The organism is Streptomyces lacrimifluminis (assembly GCF_014646095.1).
GTDB lineage: Bacteria > Actinomycetota > Actinomycetes > Streptomycetales > Streptomycetaceae > Streptomyces > Streptomyces lacrimifluminis.
The window spans coordinates 143,130-162,926 of sequence record NZ_BMMU01000018.1 but is presented as its reverse complement, the minus strand read 5'-3'; the positions used below and the strand labels follow the sequence as shown (position 1 = coordinate 162,926).

Below are 19,797 nucleotides of genomic sequence, written 5' to 3'. Positions count from 1 at the left end.
GAACGCGAACGGCATCACGAAAAGGATCACGAACGGGATCACGAACGGGAACCGGTCCGGATGAACGAGAACTACGCCGTCCCGGCCGTCGCCCTCGTCGTCGTGGCGACGGTCTTCGTCGGCGCGTTCGGCCTGCGCATCTCCCGCACCACCTCCGACTTCTACGTCGCCTCCCGCACCGTCGGCCCCCGTCTCAACGCCGCCGCGATCAGCGGCGAGTACCTCTCCGCCGCCTCCTTCCTCGGCATCGCGGGCCTCGTCCTCGTCCAGGGCCCCGACATGCTCTGGTACCCCGTCGGCTACACCGCCGGCTACCTCCTCCTGCTTCTCTTCGTCGCCGCCCCGCTGCGCCGCTCCGGCGCCTACACACTCCCCGACTTCGCCGAGGCCCGCCTCGCCTCCCAGGCCGTACGACGGCTCGCCGGGGCCTTCGTCGTCGGCGTCGGGTGGCTCTATCTGCTGCCCCAACTCCAGGGCGCCGGACTGACGTTGGCGGTCCTGACCGACGCGCCCGACTGGGCCGGCGGGGTCATCGTCGCCGTCGTCGTGGTCGCCACCGTCGCCGCCGGCGGCATGCGCAGCATCACCTTCGTCCAGGCCTTCCAGTACTGGCTGAAGCTCACCGCGCTGCTCGTCCCCGCGCTCTTCCTCGTCCTCGCCTGGCAGGGGGACGGCGCCTCGCGCCCCGTCTTCGACGAACCCGCCACCTTCCGCGAACAGCGCGTCGTCCGCGTCGAGGACGGCCTCGACCTGAAGCTGACGGCCCCGCTCACCGTCACCGTGACCGGCACGGTCGACGGCCGCCCGCACCAGGACCAGGTCCTCCACCTCCCCGCGGGGACCCACCACATCGACGCCGGCACCCGCCTCACCTTCGCCAAGGGCGCCGCCGTCCCCGAGGCCGACCGCGGCACCAACGGCGGCATGTCGACCTCCCTCGCCGAGGGCCGCGAGGAACGCCCGCTGTACGCCACGTACGGCCTGATCCTCGCCACCTTCCTCGGCACCATGGGCCTGCCGCACGTCGTGGTCCGCTTCTACACCAGCCCGCACGGCGTCGCCGCCCGCCGCACCACCGTCGTCGTCCTCGGCCTCATCGGCGCCTTCTACCTCCTCCCGCCCGTCTACGGGGCCCTGGGCCGCCTCTACGCCCCCGAACTGGCCCTCACCTCCGACGCCGACGCCGCCGTCCTCCTGCTGCCCGACCGCGTGATCGGCGGCCTCGGCGGCGACCTCCTGGGCGCACTGGTGGCCGGCGGCGCCTTCGCCGCGTTCCTGTCCACCGCGTCGGGACTCGCCATGGCCGTCGCCGGCGTCCTCACCCAGGACGTCCTGCCCTCGCGCGGCGTACGGCACTTCCGGCTCGGTACGGTCATCGCCATGGCCGTACCGCTCGCCGCCAGTGCCATAGTGGGCGGACTCCCGGTCGCCGACGCCGTCGGGCTCGCCTTCGCCGTGTCCGCGTCCTCGTTCTGCCCGCTGCTCGTCCTCGGCATCTGGTGGCGCCGCCTGACCCCGCCGGGCGCCGCCGCCGGGATGCTGGTCGGCGGGGGCTCCGCGCTCCTCGCCGTGGCCGCGACCATGGCGGGCTTCCCGGGTACGGGCGCCCTGCATGCCCTGCTCGCCTGGCCCGCGCTCTGGTCCGTCCCCCTGGGCTTCCTCACCATGGTTCTGGTGTCCCTGGCCACCCCCGGCCGCGTCCCGGCCGGCACGGCGGCCATCCTGGCCCGCTTCCACCTGCCGGAGGAACTGTCCGGGGCGCACGGCGGCCACGGCGGTCACGGTCTCGGGGGACCGGCGCGCACGGAGGTGACCCGGACATGAGCGGATTCCTGGCCGGGCTCTGCGTGGCCGTCCTCCCGCTGCTGGCCGCCGGGTTCTGGCTCGGCCGGCGCACCGCCCGCCCCGAGCGCCTCGGCGGTCTCGGCACCCCCGTCGAGCACGCCACCTTCGAGACCCTGCACACCGCCTCCCTCGCCGCGCCCCCGCTGCGCGCCGGCCTCACCGAGGAGACCGCCGGCCGCTCGGCCCGACGGCTGCGCACCCTGCTCGGCACGGACGCCCTCTGCCTCACCGACCAGAAGTCGGTCCTCGTCTGGGACGGCGTCGGCGAACACCATCGCGCCGAGATCATGGAACGCCTCGCAGGCCCCCTGGAGACCGGCCGGGGCGAAGCCTTCCGCCTCACCTGCGACGCCCCGGACTGTCCCCTGCGCTGGGCCGTCGTGGCCCCCCTCACCGTCGACGACCGCGTCCACGGCGCCCTCGTCGCCTGCGCGCCCCGCGAGTCCGCCGTCCTCGTCCGCGCCGCCGGAGAGGTCGCGAGGTGGGTCTCGGTCCAACTGGAGCTGGCGGATCTCGACCAGTCCCGCACCCGCCTCATCGAGGCCGAGATCAAGGCACTCCGCGCCCAGATATCCCCGCACTTCATCTTCAACTCGCTCGCGGTGATCGCCTCGTTCGTGCGCACCGACCCCGAGCGGGCCCGCGAACTGCTGCTGGAATTCGCCGACTTCACCCGCTACTCGTTCCGCAGGCACGGCGACTTCACCACCCTCGCCGACGAACTCCACGCCATCGACCACTACTTGGCCCTCGTCCGGGCCCGCTTCGGCGACCGCCTCTCCGTCACCCTCCAGATCGCCCCCGAGGTGCTTCCGGTCGCCCTGCCCTTCCTCTGTCTCCAGCCCCTCGTGGAGAACGCGGTCAAACACGGACTGGAGGGCAAGGGGGCATCCGCCGGCAGGAGCCGCATCAGCATCACCGCGCAGGACGCGGGCGCCGAGGCCCTGGTCGTCATCGAGGACGACGGCGTCGGAATGGACCCGGTCCTGCTCCGCCGGATCCTGGCGGGCGAGGTCAGCCCGTCGGGCGGCATCGGCCTCTCGAACGTGGACGACCGTCTCCGCCAGGTGTACGGCGACGACCACGGCCTCGTCATCGAGACCGCGCTCGGCGCCGGCATGAAGATCACCGCCCGGCTGCCGAAGTACCAGCCGGGCGTCCACTCGGCCGGCCGGCTCTTCGAGAACTGACCGGACCCGCCATTGCTCCATTCGGGTGTACGGAGGTCAGGTGGGGCGGCTGACCACCATCCCCAGGGTGATCAGGCCCAGCACCACCCAGCCGAACCACAGCCAGCCGTTACTGCCGAGCGCCACCGAGTAGGCGGTCACCAGGACGAGCCCGCCCACGGTGAGCACCCCCATGGTCTTCGTGGAACCGTTCGTGGAACCGGGCATCGCAACACCCTCCTCATGGCTCTTCTCCCCCCATGGTGCCCCCGTTCTGCTTCCGAACGGTGCACACGACGAAATGCGATGCGGAGTCCCACGCTCCGCGACTCGTCCAGGAGCCGGCCTCGTAGACCGACGGATCGAAGCCGTAGTCGGTCGGCGGCACGTCCTTCGCGCAGGCCGCGTCCGACATGTCACGCGCCTTCTCGAAGGGGATTCCGACGTCCAGCCGCGCGAACCCGAGGACCTGCTCGTCGTGCGCCTCGGTACACGGGACCAGCTGGGCATCCCGCCTGGAGGGCGCGCGGAGACAGTCCCGCTTCTGCATGGTGGCCGTGTCCCGGAACGCCTGTCCGGGCTCGCGGTACGGCCCGAGCGGCCCGTACACCGGCCCGTTCGCACCGAGCAGCAGACAGGCCGTACGCCCCCCGGCCGCATCGAACCCGCCCTCGGCCGGCACGACGGCGTACCCGCGTACGTCCGCCAGCTTCTCCCGCAGATCCCGGGTCCGTTCCTCGCACCGGGCGGGCCCCTGCGCCCGCGCCTCGTCGGCGGACGCGGCGTCCACCACCGCCAGCACCTGCCCGTCCGGCGGGGCGTCCCGGCAGGTCGGGTCGACCGTCAGCCGCGGCGTCCCCCGGAAGCGGGTGCCGCCGGGCCAGTCGGCGATCACACAGTCACCCTCGGACAGGGGTGCGGCGAGACCGACGGGCTCGCCGTACGGCTTCTGCACGGTCCCCCCGTCGTCGCCGCCCGGCGGGTTGCCCAGGGTGAACCAGAGGCCGACCCCGGCCAGCGCGACCCCGAGCAGGGCGCCGAGGCCGGCCGGGAGCGCATGAGGGCGCCGGGGAACCGGCGGCACGGGGACAGGCGGGTACGCGGCCGGGTCGGTGGGCGCGTGGACGGCCCGCGGAGGCACATGCCGGTGCCCGTCCAGCTGCTCCGACACTCCCCACGGCGGCATCGACCCCGGGTCCGTCCTGGTGCGCTCGTACGCGTCGGCCCGGGGTGTGACGATGTGGTCCAGGGCCGATTCCGCGTGGGCCGCCGTGATCCGCTCGACCGGGTCCTTGGCGAGCATCACCTCCAGCACCGGCCCCAGCGCGCCCGCCCGCTCCGGCTTCCGGGGCTCCTCCATGACCACCGCGGTGATCTCCGCGAGATGCGTGTCCCGCTCGAACGGCCCGACACCCTCGACGGCGTAGTACAGCGTGCAGCCCAGCGAGAACAGGTCGGCGGCGGCGGTCGGCGGCCCGCCGGTGGCACGTTCGGGCGCCAGATATCCGGCAGTGCCGACCAGGGCGGACGTCAGCGTGTACCGCGTCTCACCCGCGTCCGGCTGCACCGCGATGCCGTAGTCGGCGAGCAGGACCCGGGCGTACGGCGCCCCGGTGCGGTCCGGCGCCAGCAGGATGTTCGCGGGCTTCACGTCCCGGTGCATGATGCCCTGCTCGTGCCCGGCGGTCAGCGCGTCCAGGACGGCGAGGCCGATCCGGGCACACTCGGCGGGCGCCAGCGGGCCGCGCATGTCGACCAGGTCGCGCAGGTCGAGGGCGCCCGCCACGTACTCCATGACGATCCACGGCAAACCCTCGTGCTCCAGCACGTCGTGCACGGTCACCACGTTCGGGTTGCCGCGCAGCACGGCAGCGTGCCGGGCCTCGGCGCGGGCCCGGGCAACCCGGGCAGCGCGCTCAGCGGAGGCCTCGGACGGGTCGCGGAACACGATCTCCTTGAGGGCGACCTCGCAGGCGAGTCTCTGGTCGTGGGCGAGCCAGACGTGGCCCATGCCGCCGCTGCCGAGCTGGTTGAGCAGGAGGTATCGGCCGGCTATGACCCGGCCCACTCCCGAGGTGGGTGGTCCTGATGGCATCCGGTGAACTCCCGCGTCTACCTGCTGGATGTGCGGTTACTCGGCTGCGGGCCGGTGAGGGCTGGTCGCGCCCACGCGGCGGAGCCGCAAATGTCACAGCCCCGCGCCTCTGAGGGGCGCGGTTGCGCATCCGGTGTTTCCGAGGCAGTGGCGGTCGCCGGAGGTGGGCTGCTCGGCTCCTGGGGTGGTGGATCGGGCGGTGCGCCGGTCGTTTCCGGGGGTGCGCTGGGCGGGTCGCTCGGCGGCGGTGGGGGAGGGGGAGGCGGGAGCGAAGGTGGTTCGGAAGGGGCCGGCTCGTCCGTGGGGCCGGTGTCGGGGGTGCTGCTGCCGGGACCGGACGGTGTGGGGTCGGACGAGGGCGGGTCGGACGGGGAGGGCGTGGGCTCGTCACTGGACGAGGACGGCGACGACGGGGATGACGGAGGCGTCGAGGGATCGGTCGAGGGGGACGACGGACCGGTACCGCCGGGGTCCGGGGCGATTTCGGGCCCAGGCCCCGAAATCGCCCCGGAACCCGACTCCGACGGTGTCCCTCGCCCGGGCTCCGAGCCCGAGCCCGTACTCGCCCCCGGGGCAGTGGTCCCGTAGCTTTCGCCGCTGCCGTCGTCGGGCGACCCGGACTCGATGCGCACGTTCAGTCTCACGTACGAGCCGAACGGGAGCGCCGTCCCCGGCCCCGGCTCCGACCCGGTGACGGTGGCGTCGGGCGGCGGCAGCCCCGCGCTGTCGTACGCCGTCGCCAGGCCCAGATTCGTCAGCCGGCTGCTAGCGGCGCCGAAGGTCGTCCCGGCGAGGGGCGGTACCGGGTGCCGCTCGCGCGTGTCGAAGACCTGGTCGGCCTCGCCCCCGGTCCCGGTCCGGCGGTAGATGCCCCGCTCCGGTTCGTGCACGTCGACGAGCGCGAACCGGTCGACCTTGCCGGGTGCGGGACGTACGAGCACGACCTCGTCGGCGTCGTAGTCGCTCCACTTCTTGTTGCCGTCCTCGAACTCGACGGATATGCGATCCGTGGCGCCCTTAAACGGCTTCAGCGGATTTCCGCATGAACACTTCACGACGGGAACTCCCGCTTCATCGACGAGAACCGCGATTCCCGCCTGGAGCAGCGCGTCGTAGGGGACCGCCTTTTCCTTCTTGTAGTCGTGGTTCCTCACGAGGGTGTCGTGGCGCAGGAGAACGGGCGTGAGCCGGTCGAGATAGGCGGGAATCCCGCTCCGCGGAATATCGACCACACGTGCCCATTCCTCAGTCTTCCTGTTGTTCTTGGGGTCGGTGAGGAATTGTTCCAACCGGTCGACGTCACAGACCGTCGGCTTCCTCGTACCCCCGTACAGCCCGGGGGTGCTGCCCTGCTGCAGGCTGCTGCCGTGCGCGGGCCGCGAACGGACCTGGGCGTCATGACCCAGGCCGCTGCTCTCGTCGAAGAACGGCGCGAGGGAAGGCACCCCCGAAGCCACCGCCTTCACCACCGCCGCCGGCGCCTTGCTGTCGCAGCTGCTGGCCAATAGAACGCACAACAGTGCGACAGTAAGCCGCTGAAGCCCAGATTCCCTGAAAGCATGAAGTGTCATACCGCTCCCCCCGGCGGATACGTCACGCACATGCTACTGAATGAGAATGTGTTTCAGGCAAGGGAAATAAAAAGTTGATTCAGCGCCCACGTGCGTTCAGTGAGGCCAAATAGGCGTTGTACGCCTCGAGTTCCTTGTCGCCGTCGCGGTCGGCGGCCCGGTCCTGGCGCTTGGCCTGCCGCTGCTCGGAGCTGTGCCACTGGAAGAGCAGCGCCAGCAGCACCAGTACGGTCGGGATCTCGCTGAACGCCCAGGCGATCCCGCCGGCCGCGTTCTGGTCGGAGAGCGCGTCGATGCCGAGCGAGGCGGGCGGATTCCTGTACGAGTCGACCATCGGCGTCGATGCCATCATCAGCGCGATCCCGAAGAACGCGTGGAACGGCATCCCGGCGAACAACTCCAGCATCCGCATCAGATACCCGGGCCGGTTCGGGCCGGGGTCGACGCCCATGATCGGCCAGAAGAAGATCAGTCCGACGGCGAGGAAGTGACACATCATCGTGATGTGACCGGCCTTCGAACTCATCAGGAAGTCGAAGAGCGGCGTGAAGTACAGGACGTACAGGCTGGCGATGAACAGCGGGATGGTGAACGCCGCGTGCGTGACGATCCGCATGTACCGGCTGTGCAGCAACGCCAGCAGCAGCTCACGCGGCCCCTTCCGCCCCCGGCCGGCGACCGGCAGCGCCCGCAGCGCCAGCGTGATCGGCGCACCGAGCAGAATGAGGATCGGCGACACCATGCTGATCACCATGTGCTGCACCATGTGCACGCTGAACATGACCATGCCGTAGTCGTTGAGCCTGGTGCACATGACGAGCATGACGGTCAGCACGCCGAGCACGAAGGAGACGGTCCGCCCGGCGGACCACTTGTCCCCACGCCGGACCAGCCGCACGACCGCCCACCCGTAGAGGCCGAGCCCCGTCAGACAGGCGACCAGGAAGAACGGGTCGGCGGACCACCCGAGCCCCCGCCCCAAGGTGAAGGGCAGAAGGTCCATGGTCGTACCGTGCCCGCTGTGTTCCATCCGCCGGCTCCTGGTTCGTACTGATTGGGCGCTGTCTGTCCCGACCAGACTAGAACCGCCCCCAGCGGCACTTGTGACCGGGGGGCGGCCCAGGGCTTTCAGGTTTTAGGGGCGCGGGGAACCGCGCGATCAGCCACAGCGGACCCGTCCCCGACGAACTACCGGTCAACGGCTAGAGCACGCACTCCGCTTCCGCATACCGAGCCTCAGGAACCGTCTTGAGCGTCTCCACCGCCTCGGCCAGGGACACCATCACGATGTCCGTCCCCCGAAGCGCCGTCATCCGCCCGAACTCCCCGCGATGCACGGCCTCCACCGCATGCCACCCGAACCGCGTGGCCAGCACCCGGTCATAGGCCGTGGGCGTCCCACCCCGCTGCACATGACCGAGGATCACCGGCCGTGCCTCCTTCCCGAGCCGCTCCTCCAACTCCAGGGAGAGCTGCCGGGCGATACCGGCGAAGCGCTCGTGGCCGTACACGTCCTTGCCGCCCTCGTCGTACTCCATCGAGCCCGCGCGCGGCTTCGCGCCCTCCGCGGCGACGACGATCGCGAACCGCTTGCCCGCCTCGAAGCGTTCGCCGACGCGCGCGGCCAACTCCTCGATGTCGAAGGGGCGTTCAGGTACGACGATGGCGTGGGCGCCCGCGGCCATGCCGGAGTGCAGGGCGATCCAGCCGGTGTGGCGGCCCATGACCTCGACGATCAGGACGCGCTGGTGGGACTCGGCGGTGGTCTTCAGCCGGTCCAGGGCCTCGGTGGCGACCCCGACGGCCGTGTCGAAGCCGAAGGTGACGTCCGTGACCGCGATGTCGTTGTCGATGGTCTTGGGGACGCCGACTATCGGCAGACCGTTGTCGGACAACAGCCGGGCCGCCTTGAGCGTGCCCTCGCCGCCGATCGGGATGATCGCGTCGAGCCCCAGCTCGGCGACATGGCCCTTGGCCCGCTCCACGCCGTCCCGCAGATGCTCGGGGCGGACCCGGGACGAGCCGAGGATGGTGCCGCCGCGAGCGAGGATGCCGCTCACCGCGTCGAGGTCGAGCTTCAGGTAGTCGCACTCCAGGAGGCCCTTCCAGCCGTCCCGGAAGCCGATCACCTCGTCACCGTGGTCCACGACGGCGCGGTGCACGACGGACCGGATGACGGCGTTCAGACCGGGGCAGTCGCCGCCGGACGTCAGGACACCAATGCGCATCGCCCGAAATCCTTCTCCACGTGGGCCGGGACCGGACCACGCTGTCCGGCTCGATCCCCGTCACCATACCGGCGGCGGGGACCTGGGCCGTAGCACCCGTCCGCGTGCTGGACACCGGCGCTCACCTGTGCGGATGCCCCGTCAGACGGGCCGGTGACGCACACGCGGACGGCAGGTGTACAGGCCGGCGCGGAAGCAGGCGTGCGCGCAGGTCAGGCCGGCTGCTGCGCCGCCGTGATCCGCTCGTTGCGCAGCGCCTCGTACCAGCGGTCGTCGGTCGGCGGCAGTGCGTTGACGTCGAGGGCCAGCTTCAGCAGCAGATCCGCGATCAGCGGGTTACGGGCGAGCACGGGCCCGTGCATGTACGTGCCGAAGACCGTGTCGTTGTACGCGCCCTCCGTGCCGTCCCCCGTGCCGTTGCCCTTGCCGAGCCGCACCTTCGCGAACGGGCGGGCGGTGGGGCCGAGATGGGTGACCCCCTGGTGGTTCTCGAAGCCGGTCAGCGGGGGCAGGCCCAGGCGCGCGTCGATGTCCCCGAGCACGTCGCCCACGCATCGCTCGCCCTCGCCACGTACCGAGACCACGTCGAGGAGCCCGAGGCCGGGCTCCCGCTGCCCGAGGTCGTTGATGAACTCGTGGCCCAGGATCTGGTAGCCGGCGCACACGGAGAACACGATCGCGCCGTTGCCGACGGCCCGGTGCAGACCGCCGTCACGGCGCAAACGTTCCGCCGCGAGCCGCTGCGGCCGGTCCTCGCCGCCGCCGATCAGGTAGATGTCGCCGGAGGTGGGGATCGGCTGGTCGCTGCGCACGTCGAGCCGGGCCACGTCGAGGCCGCGCTGCCGGGCCCGGCGCTCCACGACGAGCGCGTTGCCCTGGTCGCCGTACGTGCTGAGCAGGTCCGGGTAGATCCACACCAGACGCAGCTGGTTGTCGCTCATGAAGTGATCGTCCTCAGTGGTCGGTTGGCGGCAGTGGTCAGTTGCCGACGCGGCGGCGCAGATCCTGGAAGGCGGTGTAGTTCGCGATGACCTCGATGCGGCCGGGCGGCGCCATCTGCACGGCCTGGTCGGCGTTCTCGCAGACCTGGAAGTGCTGGTTGGCCACCTCGAGGCGCACGGCGAGGTCGAGCTTGCGGTCGCCGATGACGAAGATCGGGTGCCCGGTGAGCTGCGTGTAGTCGACGTCCCACAGCCATGAGGTGTCGGTGCCGTCGGCGCCCCGCGCGTTCACGGAGAGGATGACCGGGGTCGGCGGCGGGTCGATCAGGGAGAACGTCTCCAGCCAGCCGGCCGGGTTCTTGGCGAGCAGCAGCCGCAGATCACGCTGCATGAACTGCACGACGTCGTACCGTCCGGCCACGGCCTGCACCTGGTACATGCGCTCCAGGCCGACCTGCGGGGGTACGCCGAACACGGCGGCGACAGCGGCGGAGGCGGCGGCGTTGGACTTGTTGGCGCGCCCCGGCAGCTGGAGGTGGATCGGCCAGGCCGAACCGTGCGGGTCGAGCACGTGGTCGCCGGACAGTGCCCAACTCGGCGTCGGGCGGCGGAAGCCGCACTGACCGCAGAACCAGTCGTCGCCGGGGCGCTGCATCACGCCACCGCAGGACGGGCAGGACCAGGCGTCGTCCTTCCACATCTGTCCGGCGGCGACCCAGATCACGTTGGGGGAGGAGGAGGCGGCCCACACGATCAGCGGGTCGTCGGCGTTGGCGACGATGACGGCCTTCGAACCGGCGAGCCCCTCACGCCAGTTCTCGGCGAGCATGCGGGTCTCGGCGGCGCGGTCGAGCTGGTCGCGGGAGAGGTTGAGGAGCGCGATGCACTTGGGGTCCGTGTCCCGGGCGACGCCGGCGAGGTACTTCTCGTCGACCTCGATGACCCCGAACTTGGCGTCCGAGCCGCCCGCGAGCGCCGAGGTGATACCGGCGGGCATGTTGGCGCCGAGCGCGTTCGACACGACCGGTCCGGCGGCGCGCAGGGCCTCCGCGATGAGCCGCGTGGTCGTGGTCTTGCCGTTGGTGGCCGAGACCAGGATGACGTCCAGGTGCTGGGCGAGCCGGGCGAGGAGGTCTGGGTCGAGTTTGAGGGCTACCTTGCCGCCGATCACCGATCCGCTGCCGCGCCCTGCCGCACGCGATGCCGCCGCTACGGCCTTGCCGGCCGTCACGGCCAGCTTGGCCCGCGGAGTGAGCGGGTCCGAGTTGCCTGCCATCAGATCTCGATCCTCCTTGCGTACGCGCCGCGCCTGTGCCTCCGGCCACGTGGTGTGGACCTCAGCCTATCGAGATCCGTTCATCGGATCCGCATCGCGGCACCACCACGGCGCCCGCGCGACATGGGTGACCGTACCCTTGCGGCCATGCGACCAGGCTCCATCCCGGGCACCCGGGGGCGCGTCCGCCCCCTGACACTGCTCGGCGACCCCGTTCTCCACACCCCCTGCGCGGAAGTGACACACTTCGACGCCGAACTCGCCGGGCTCGTCGAGGACATGTTCGCGACGATGTACGCGGCCCAGGGCGTGGGCCTCGCCGCGAACCAGATCGGCCGCCCCCTGCGGGTCTTCGTATACGACTGCCCCGACGACGAGGATGTCCGCCACGTGGGACACGTGATCAACCCTCGCCTGGTCGAGGCCGATGGTCTGGTGATGCGTGGCCCCGAGGGCTGCCTGTCCCTCCCGGGCCTCGAGGCGGGCACGGAGCGATACGACGAGGCGGTGGTCGAGGGCTTCACGGTGGCAGGGGCGCCGGTGAGGGTCGAGGGCACGGGCTTCTTCGCCCGCTGCCTCCAGCACGAGTGCGACCACTTGGAGGGCCGAACGTACGCGGACCGCTTGACGGGCTGGCGCCACAAGAAACTCATGCGCCAGGCAACCCGAGCTTCTTGGCACCGGGGACCTTGAGGGGCGCGGGGAACTGCGCGACCAGCCCCCACCGACCGGCAGACAATACGCAACCCTTCAGAACCCCGGACCCCCAACGCGGTCCCCGGCGGCAGCCAACCGCCCCCACAGCAAATCAGCCAAGCTCCGCACCAACTCGGCCCGGGAACAAGGCCGTTCTCCCAGCCACCAGTCCCCGGCCGCATGCATCATCCCGACTATCCCGTGCCCCCACACCCGAGCCAACTGCTGGCTGCCGGGACCAAGATCCAGCCGATCCTCGATCACCTGGGCCAGTTCCTCGCCCATCAACCGGAGCAACGGCAGCGAGTGCTTCCTCACATCGAACCCGGGATCGCCGGGTGACACGCTGTCCCCGGGGTGCATCAGGAACCGGTACACCTGGGGCCTCGCCTCGATCGCCGCGAGGTAGGTGTCCAGCGTGGCCTCCACCCGCTCCCGCCGCTCGGCCGGAGCGTCCAGCGCGGCCCGCAGGGAGTTGAGGAGCGCGTCGGTGTGCCGCTTGGCCAGAGCGGCGTAGAGTCCGCCCTTGTCACCGAAGTGCCGGTACAGAATCGGTTTGGTGATGCCCGCCTCGGCGGCGATGGCGTTCATCGAGGCGCCCGGGCCGTCGCGAAGCACCACCCGGTCCGCGGCTTCCAGCAGCTCGCGCCGGCGGCGGTCGGCGGACCGCTGCTGATCCGTTTGCTGCGTGGTGTCCATGGTTTCTCCCCACCCGTGCTGATTTCGGCGACGCTCGCGCAAACTAGCACTGATCGGTCCATGCCCATCGAACGGGCTGCCGACCGTGGTGCGGGAGTTGACTTTTCCTACCGACGAGTAACAGACTCCAGTTACCGTAGGTAACATGCTAGTGCAGCGATGGAGGGGTCATGGCCGAATTCACCATGGAGCTCAATGACGAACAGAAAGAGGTCCGTGACTGGCTCCACGGGTTCTCCGCCGATGTGATCCGTCCCGCCGCCGCCGAGTGGGACGAGCGCGAGGAGACTCCCTGGCCGGTCATCCAGGAGGCCGCGAAGGTCGGCATCTACTCCCTGGACTTCTACGCCCAGCAGTACTTCGACCCCACCGGCCTCGGTATCCCGATGGCCATGGAGGAACTCTTCTGGGGTGACGCGGGCATCGCCCTCTCCATCGTCGGCACCGGCCTCGCCGCCGTGGGTGTCCTCGCCAACGGCACCGAGGAGCAGATCGGCACCTGGATCCCCCAGATGTACGGCGACGCCAACGATGTCAAGGTCGCCGCCTTCTGCTCCTCCGAACCCGACGCGGGCTCCGACGTCGCCTCCATGCGCACCCGTGCCGTGTACGACGAGGCCAAGAACGAGTGGGTCCTCAACGGCACGAAGACCTGGGCGACCAACGGCGGTATCGCCAACGTCCACGTGGTCGTCGCCGTCGTCGACGCCGAACTGGGCTCCAAGGGCCACGCGTCCTTCATCGTCCCGCCGAACACGCCCGGCCTGTCCCAGGGGCAGAAGTTCAAGAAGCACGGCATCCGAGCCTCGCACACCGCCGAGGTCGTCCTGGAGAACGTCCGCGTCCCCGGTTCCTGCCTCCTCGGCGGCAAGCAGAAGCTCGACGAGCGCCTCGCCCGGGCCCGTGAGCGCGCGAAGTCCGGCGGCGAGCGGGTGAAGAACGCGGCGATGGCCACCTTCGAGGCGAGCCGCCCCGCGGTGGCCGCGATGGCGGTGGGCACGGCCCGGGCCGCGTACGAGGTCGCCCTCGACTACGCGAAGACCCGTGAGCAGTTCGGCCGCCCGATCATCGACAACCAGGGGGTCGCCTTCCAGCTCGCCGACATGCGTACGTCCATCGACGCGGCGCGGCTGCTGACGTGGCGGGCGTCGTGGATGGCGGTCAGCGGGAAGCCGTTCACCGCGGCGGAGGGGTCGATGTCGAAGCTGTTCGCGAGCGAGACGGCGAAGAAGGTTACCGGGCAGGCGATTCAGATACTCGGGGGGAACGGGTACACGCGGGAGTACCCGGTCGAACGCATGCACCGGGATGCGGCGATTTACACCATTTTTGAGGGTACGAGTGAGATCCAGCGGTTGGTGATCGCGCGGACTCTGTCGGGGATGCCGATTCGGTAGCGCCATTGGGGGTGCGGTGCGTCTCGGGCTGCGGGTGCGTCGTGGCTTGTCGCGCAGTTCCCCGCGCCCCTAGGTGGGGTAGCTCCAGGCGGGCAGCTCTTCGGCGTTTCGGACGCGGGGCGATTTGCAGGGGCGCGGGGAACTGCGCGACCAGTCACAGCTGACCGGTGGACGGAACGAAACCCACGCCCCCACGGCGCATCCCTCACCTCAGCCGGAGGCGCTCCCGCTGCTGTGGGCGATGCAGGCCACGTCGATGCGGTCGGCCAGTTTGGCCAGTTCGATGGTGAGGGCGGCCACGGTGTCCTCGTCGAGGCCGTCCTGGCCCGCCTCCACCAGATGCAGCCAGCGACCCCCGACCGTGCGCAGCAGTTTGCTGACGTCGGAGGCGGCAACCTGCAACGTGCCGCGGTCGTCGACGATCAGAGGCAGAGTCACTTCGCGGTTCACAGGGGGGATCGTAGCCGCGGAACGCTCACGCTCCGTGCCATACCGTCGTGATGTTGCAGAACTCGCGGATTCCGTGCCCCGACAGCTCACGGCCGTACCCGGAGCGCTTGACACCCCCGAACGGCAACGCCGGGTGGGACGCGGTCATCCCGTTAACGAACACACCGCCCGCGTCCAGATCCCGTACGAGCCGGTCCACCTCGGCCTCGTCGCGGGTCCACACGTTCGAACTCAGGCCGAAGGGCGTGTCATTGGCGATCGCCAACGCCTCCTCCAGGTCGGCCGCACGGTACAGCGTCGCGACCGGGCCGAACGTCTCCTCCTGGTGAATGCGCATCTCGGGTGTGACGTCGGCGAGGACCGTCGGCGCGTAGTACCAACCGTCGTCCGTGAGGCCCTCGGGGCGTTCGCCACCGCACAGAACCGTCGCACCGCTCTCCACGGCCTCGTCGACCAGCGCCTCCAGATCCTCGCGCCCCCGCTCACTCGCGAGCGGCCCGACCTCCGTGTCCTCGGCCAGCGGATCGCCGACCTTGAGCGCCGCCATGGCCGTCGAGAAGTGTTCAGCGAACGCGTCGAAGACATCCGTGTGCACGATGAACCGCTTCGCGGCGATGCACGACTGCCCGTTGTTCTGCACACGCGCTGTCACCGCGACCCGCGCTGCCTGTTCGACATCGGCGGACGGCAGGACGATGAACGGGTCGCTGCCGCCCAGCTCCAGCACCGTCCTCTTGACCTCGTCCCCGGCGACGGACGCCACCGCGCGCCCGGCCGGCTCGCTGCCGGTGAGCGTGGCCGCCCGCACCCGCGGATCGCGCAGGATCTCCTCGACCTCGCCCGACCCGATCAGCAGCGTCTGGAAGCAGCCCTCGGGGTAGCCCGCCCGACGGAACAGGCCCTCCAGATAGAGGGCGGTCTGCGGCACGTTCGAGGCGTGCTTGAGCAGGCCCACGTTGCCCGCCATCAGCGCCGGCGCCGCGAAGCGGATCACCTGCCAGAGCGGGAAGTTCCACGGCATCACCGCGAGCACCGGCCCCAGCGGACGGTAGCGGACCACGGCGCGGGAGGCGCCGGAGTCCTTGACGTCCGCCTCGGCGGGCTCCTCGTCGGCGAGGAGCTCCTCGGCACGGTCGGCGTACCAGCGCATCGCCTTCGCGCACTTCGCGGCCTCCGCGCGGGCCTGTGTGACCGGCTTGCCCATCTCGACCGTCATGGTGCGGGCGATGTCGTCCCGGTCCTCGTCCAGCAGGCCGGCGGCCCGGCCCAGCAGCCGGGCCCGCTCGGCGAAGCCGGTCGTGCGGTACGTCCGAAAGGCGGCCTCGGCGGCGCTGAGCCTGCGCTCGATCTCCTCGCCGTCCATGGCCTCGTACGTCACAAGCGTCTCGCCGGTCGCCGGGTTCACCGTCGCGATGGGCATTGCTGTCCTCCAGGTTGAGGGCCGTTCTCCGACCTTCCCGCGCGCCGATGGCCCCCGCAACGCGTACGCCGCCCACCGGCACTCTCTCAATGCCCCGAGTGCTCCGTCAGCCGGTCCAGAAACCCTGTCTGAGCCGTCACGATCACCGCCCGGGCCTCCTCCAGCCCGAACCACCGCACCCGGTCCAGCTCGGGAAACTCCTGCTCCCGCCCGGATCCCCTGGGCCATTCCATCCGGAACGTGCCCGGCACCACGGCCGCCGGATCGAGGTCCGCCTCGACCGCCCACGCCGTGACGACCTTCCCGCCGGCCTGCCGCACCTCGCCCAGCGGCACGGCCTCGCCGTCGGGCGGCGCCAGCCCCAGCTCCTCCTCGAACTCCCGGCGCGCGGCATCCCAGGCAGTCTCCCCGTCCCCGTACTCGCCCTTGGGAATCGTCCAGGCCCCGGCTTCGCGCCGGGCGAAGAAGGGGCCGCCCATGTGCCCGAGCAGTACCTCCAGTTCGGGGCCGGGCGGGGGCCGGCGGCGGAACAGCAACAGTCCCGCGCTGCGCTTCCCGTACGCCGCCGTCACCGGGTTGCCTCCGGGTGCGCGGCCAGCAGGGCCTGTACGGTGTCCGCCTCCGCCGGGGTCTTGTCCTCGCGGTAGCGGACGACGCGGGCGAAGCGGAGGGTGACGCCGGCCGGATAGCGGGTGGAGCGCTGGAGACCGTCGTAGGCGATCTCGACGACCAGCTCGGGCCGTACGGTCACCACCCAGCCGTCGTCCGACACGGCCAGGGACTGGAGCCGCTCGGTCTGCCAGGTCAGCATCGCGTCGGTCATGCCCTTGAAGGTCTTGCCGAGCATGGCGAAGGACCCGTCGGGATTGCGGGCCGCGAGGTGGAGGTTCGACAGCTTGCCGGTACGGCGGCCATGGCCCCACTCGGCCGCCAGCACCACCAGGTCGAGCGTGTGTACGGGCTTGACCTTCAGCCAGGCGGCGCCACGCCGGCCCGCGCTGTAGGGGGCGTCGAGGGCCTTGACCACGACGCCCTCGTGGCCGCGCGCGAGTGTGTCGGCCAGGAACTTCTCGGCCTCGGGCAGGTCGGTGGTGCCGCCTACCAGCAGACGCCGCACCCGCATCGGCTCGGGTACCAGGCGGGCCAGCTCCGTGTGCCGCTCGGCGAAGGGGAGGTCGAGGAGGTCGTGGCCGTCGACCGACAGCACGTCGAAGAAGACGGGGGAGACGGGTGTCTCCCGGGCGGCCGTCTCCACGTCCACGCGGGAGCCGACGCGGCCGGCGGTGTCCTGGAAGGAACGCGGGCGCCCGGCGGTGTCGAAGGCGATCACCTCACCGTCCAGGATGAACCGCTCGCCTCGCAACGCCCGTGCGGCGGTGGTCAGTTCGGGCAGCCTGTCGGTGATGTCGTCGAGGGTGCGGGTGTAGAGCCGTACGTCGTCGCCGGCTCGGTGGACCTGGACCCGGATGCCGTCCAGCTTCTCCTCGACGGCACAGGCCCCGAGCTTCTCGACGGCCTCCGCCACCGAGGAGGCGCTGTGCGCGAGCATCGGCAGGACGGGTCGGCCGACGGTGAGCCGGAAACGGGCCAGGGCCGCGGGTCCGTCGGCCAGCAGGGCCTGCGCGACGGGCTGGATCGCACCCGCGAGCATCACCGCGCGCCGTACGTCCGCGGGCGGTGCGCCGGTCGCCGTCGCCAGGCCTTCCACGGCCACGGCGTCCAGGGCACCCTGCCGTACCTCGCCCGTGATCAAAGCGAACAGGAACCGCTGCTCGTCCACGGTGGCGGCTGCCAGCAACTCGCCCACCAGTCGCCTGCGTTCGGCCTGCGAGCCGGCTCCGGTGACCGCGCCGACCGCCGTGAGCCGGGCATCGACGTCGAGGACGGTGAGCGAGGGCTCGACGGCGCCGGGGACTTGCTGGTCCAGCACCTTCCATCCGATGCCCAGCCGTCCCTGGGGCAGGCGTCCGGCGAGATACGGGATGACGATCGGCACGTCGTCGGCGTCGGCGTCCCGGAACAGTTCGGCGAGCAGGGCGATCTTGCGGGACCGGGCGGAGGTGGCGGCGACCTCCTGGGACACGTGGGCGAGCCGGGTCAGCAGCATGCAGCCATGGTGCAACGGGGGTGGCGGATGCACATCCGGGCGGGGGCCCGGTTTCCTCGCCCCCGCCGCCCCTACCCGTCCCATCCCTCCCCCCCCCAGAGGGGGGACCCCACTGGGGGCTGCCGCCCCCAGACCCCCGCATCGGCCCTGAAGGGGCCTCCTCCTCAAACGCCGGACGGGCTGAAAAGCACCAGGTCCGCCACGATCGCCGTGGCCGCGCGGTAGCCGCCGCTCGCCGCGTGGACGACCTGTTCCGCGAAGCCGATCGCGTTGCCCGCCGCCCAGACGCCGGGCACGGTCGTCAGGCCCGTCGCGTCGACCTTCGGATACGTCCCGAACGGGGTTTCCGTCAGCTCGGCGCCCAGGCTCTCGAAGAGAGCGTTGCGCGGCACGGCGCGCGGGGCGACGAACAGGATCTCGCGGGCATGGGCCGTACCGTTCGTGAGGCGCACACCGGTGAGGCGGTCGTCGTCGGTCGTCAGGGACGCGACCTCGCCGGGGACCACCTCGACGCCCGCCGTGGCCAGCCTGCGCAGGTCCTCATCGGTGAGATCCGTCTCCGCGACGGTGTGCAGGAACAGCGTCACGTCCTTCGACCACCGGGCGACCAGCAGCGCCTGGTGCACGCTCGCGGGGGTCGAGGCCAGCACGCCGAACGCCCGGTCCCGTACCTCCCAGCCGTGGCAGAACGGGCAGTGGATCACGTCCCGCCCGAACCGCTCGGCGACGCCCGGCACGGCGGGGAGTTCGTCCCGCAGCCCCGTGGCGATGACAAGCCGCCTGGCGTGCACCGTCCGGTCGCCGTTCGCCAGCGTCACCGTGAAGTCCTCGCCCTTCGTGACGTCCACCGCCCTGTCCCGGACCAGTTCCACCCCGTACCGCGCGACCTCCTCGCGGCCCACCGCCAGGAACTCGGCCGGCGGCATGCCGTCGCGGGACAGATAGCCCTGCATGTGCGCGGCCGGTGCGTTGCGCGGCTCGCCCGCGTCGACGAGCAGCGTGCGGCAGCGGGCCCGGCCGAGGATCAGCGCGGCGGACAGTCCGGCCGCACCGCCTCCGATGACGACAACCTCGTACCTGTCGGTCCTGTGTTCTCCGGTCATGGTGACCACCTCCACCCCGACCGTCGCGCGTTCGCTGCCGTATTGACAAACCCCTTTGCCGAAACTGCAATAGCCGTATGGATGCCGCGACCGACGCCACGACCGATGCCACGACCGACGACGACACCGACCACGTCCTCGCGGAGGTGGGGCCCCGGCTGCGGCGGATCCGCAAGGAGCGGGGGGCGACCCTGGCGGGGCTGTCGGCCACGACCGGGATCTCCGTGAGTACGTTGTCGCGGTTGGAGTCGGGGCTGCGGCGCCCCAGCCTGGAGTTGCTGCTGCCGATCGCGCGTGCGCATCAGGTGCCGCTCGACGAGCTGGTCGGCGCTCCGCCCGTCGGCGATCCCCGGGTGCGGGCCAAGCCGATCGTCCGGCACGGGCGGACGTATCTCCCGCTCACCCGCCAGCCGGGCGGGCTCCAGGCGTTCAAGGTGATCCTGCCGGTGATCAACGAGGAGCCCGAGCCGCGGACGCACGAGGGATACGAGTGGCTGTACGTCCTGTCGGGGAAGCTCCGGGTGGTGCTCGGGGAGCACGACGTGGTGCTCGGGCCGGGGGAGGCCGCCGAGTTCGACACACGGGTGCCGCACTGGTTCGGGGCGGTGGGGGAGGGGCCCGCGGAGTTCCTCAGCCTGTTCGGGCCGCAGGGGGAGCGGATGCACGTACGGGCACGGCCCGCCCGCGCGAAAGGGGAGCGGCCGTGACGTACGCGACTGCCGTGGACCGGTCCCCGGCGGTTCCCTGATCTGCAAGCGACCGCTTAGTATGCGATCGAGCCCGGTCAGCCGAACAAGACG

General features: G+C 71.1%; 18 protein-coding genes. 5 read left to right on the top strand and 13 right to left on the bottom strand.

From position 1 onward, the window contains the following. The first annotated feature begins 60 nt into the window (after positions 1-60). Positions 61-1,824: a sodium/solute symporter gene (locus tag IEY89_RS25325; protein ID WP_189149793.1), complete on the top strand. Its 1,764-nt coding sequence runs from the start codon at positions 61-63 to the stop codon at positions 1,822-1,824. Next, positions 1,821-3,035 carry a sensor histidine kinase gene (locus IEY89_RS25320; RefSeq protein WP_189149792.1) on the top strand — a complete coding sequence of 405 codons (1,215 nt, stop codon included), beginning with the start codon at positions 1,821-1,823 and terminating at the stop codon, positions 3,033-3,035. The genes IEY89_RS25325 and IEY89_RS25320 overlap by 4 nt, the downstream gene beginning before the upstream one ends. Positions 3,036-3,071: 36 nt before the next feature. On the opposite strand, the gene IEY89_RS25315 is transcribed toward IEY89_RS25320, so the two are convergent. The 7 genes from IEY89_RS25315 to IEY89_RS25285 all read right to left on the bottom strand — a co-directional run bounded on the left by IEY89_RS25315 (position 3,072) and on the right by IEY89_RS25285 (position 11,125). After that, a complete protein-coding gene (locus IEY89_RS25315) occupies positions 3,072-3,242 on the bottom strand; it encodes a hypothetical protein (RefSeq protein WP_189149791.1) in 171 nt (56 codons plus the stop codon). Between the two features lie 13 nt (positions 3,243-3,255). After that, positions 3,256-5,109 carry a serine/threonine-protein kinase gene (locus IEY89_RS25310; RefSeq protein WP_189149790.1) on the bottom strand — a complete coding sequence of 618 codons (1,854 nt, stop codon included), beginning with the start codon at positions 5,107-5,109 and terminating at the stop codon, positions 3,256-3,258. A 17-nt stretch (positions 5,110-5,126) separates the two neighbouring features. Continuing rightward, positions 5,127-6,614 (bottom strand): PASTA domain-containing protein, encoded by a 1,488-nt coding sequence (locus IEY89_RS25305; RefSeq protein ID WP_189149789.1) that lies wholly within the window; start codon positions 6,612-6,614, stop codon positions 5,127-5,129. Positions 6,615-6,759: 145 nt separating this feature from the next. After that, complete coding sequence (locus tag IEY89_RS25300; protein WP_189149788.1) at positions 6,760-7,710, bottom strand: cytochrome c oxidase assembly protein; 951 nt, start codon at positions 7,708-7,710, stop codon at positions 6,760-6,762. 172 nt (positions 7,711-7,882) lie between these two features. After that, positions 7,883-8,908, bottom strand: coding sequence for a 6-phosphofructokinase (locus IEY89_RS25295; protein ID WP_189149787.1), 1,026 nt, complete (start codon positions 8,906-8,908; stop codon positions 7,883-7,885). Between the two features lie 212 nt (positions 8,909-9,120). After that, positions 9,121-9,849: a type 1 glutamine amidotransferase gene (locus IEY89_RS25290; RefSeq protein ID WP_189149786.1), complete on the bottom strand. Its 729-nt coding sequence runs from the start codon at positions 9,847-9,849 to the stop codon at positions 9,121-9,123. 37 nt (positions 9,850-9,886) lie between these two features. Continuing rightward, positions 9,887-11,125 (bottom strand): MurT ligase domain-containing protein, encoded by a 1,239-nt coding sequence (locus IEY89_RS25285; protein ID WP_189149785.1) that lies wholly within the window; start codon positions 11,123-11,125, stop codon positions 9,887-9,889. A 147-nt stretch (positions 11,126-11,272) separates the two neighbouring features. Here IEY89_RS25285 and def point away from each other — a divergent pair, with 147 nt between their 5' ends. After that, positions 11,273-11,818 carry a peptide deformylase gene (gene def / locus IEY89_RS25280; RefSeq protein ID WP_189149784.1) on the top strand — a complete coding sequence of 182 codons (546 nt, stop codon included), beginning with the start codon at positions 11,273-11,275 and terminating at the stop codon, positions 11,816-11,818. A 57-nt stretch (positions 11,819-11,875) separates the two neighbouring features. Here the strand turns inward: def and IEY89_RS25275 are convergent, their stop codons facing one another. Continuing rightward, entirely contained in the window at positions 11,876-12,520 is a 645-nt protein-coding gene (locus IEY89_RS25275; protein ID WP_189149783.1) for a TetR/AcrR family transcriptional regulator, read from the bottom strand. A gap of 170 nt (positions 12,521-12,690) precedes the next feature. On the opposite strand from IEY89_RS25275, the gene IEY89_RS25270 reads away from it, so the two are divergent. After that, entirely contained in the window at positions 12,691-13,917 is a 1,227-nt protein-coding gene (locus IEY89_RS25270; protein ID WP_189149782.1) for an acyl-CoA dehydrogenase family protein, read from the top strand. A gap of 210 nt (positions 13,918-14,127) precedes the next feature. On the opposite strand, the gene IEY89_RS25265 is transcribed toward IEY89_RS25270, so the two are convergent. From IEY89_RS25265 to IEY89_RS25245, 5 genes are all read right to left on the bottom strand, one after another. Continuing rightward, positions 14,128-14,367, bottom strand: coding sequence for a DUF6213 family protein (locus tag IEY89_RS25265; RefSeq protein ID WP_189149781.1), 240 nt, complete (start codon positions 14,365-14,367; stop codon positions 14,128-14,130). 25 nt (positions 14,368-14,392) lie between these two features. After that, a complete protein-coding gene (locus IEY89_RS25260; protein ID WP_189149780.1) occupies positions 14,393-15,787 on the bottom strand; it encodes an NADP-dependent succinic semialdehyde dehydrogenase in 1,395 nt (464 codons plus the stop codon). Between the two features lie 86 nt (positions 15,788-15,873). After that, positions 15,874-16,359 carry an NUDIX hydrolase gene (locus tag IEY89_RS25255; protein WP_189149779.1) on the bottom strand — a complete coding sequence of 162 codons (486 nt, stop codon included), beginning with the start codon at positions 16,357-16,359 and terminating at the stop codon, positions 15,874-15,876. Then, a complete protein-coding gene (locus IEY89_RS25250) occupies positions 16,356-17,894 on the bottom strand; it encodes an ATP-dependent DNA ligase (RefSeq protein ID WP_189149778.1) in 1,539 nt (512 codons plus the stop codon). Before IEY89_RS25250 ends, IEY89_RS25255 begins: the two co-directional genes overlap by 4 nt. Positions 17,895-18,058: 164 nt before the next feature. Next, complete coding sequence (locus tag IEY89_RS25245; RefSeq protein WP_189149777.1) at positions 18,059-18,997, bottom strand: NAD(P)/FAD-dependent oxidoreductase; 939 nt, start codon at positions 18,995-18,997, stop codon at positions 18,059-18,061. Between the two features lie 77 nt (positions 18,998-19,074). Between IEY89_RS25245 and IEY89_RS25240 the strand changes: the two genes are divergently transcribed. Continuing rightward, positions 19,075-19,704 (top strand): helix-turn-helix domain-containing protein, encoded by a 630-nt coding sequence (locus IEY89_RS25240; protein ID WP_189149776.1) that lies wholly within the window; start codon positions 19,075-19,077, stop codon positions 19,702-19,704. Positions 19,705-19,797: the final 93 nt, after the last annotated feature.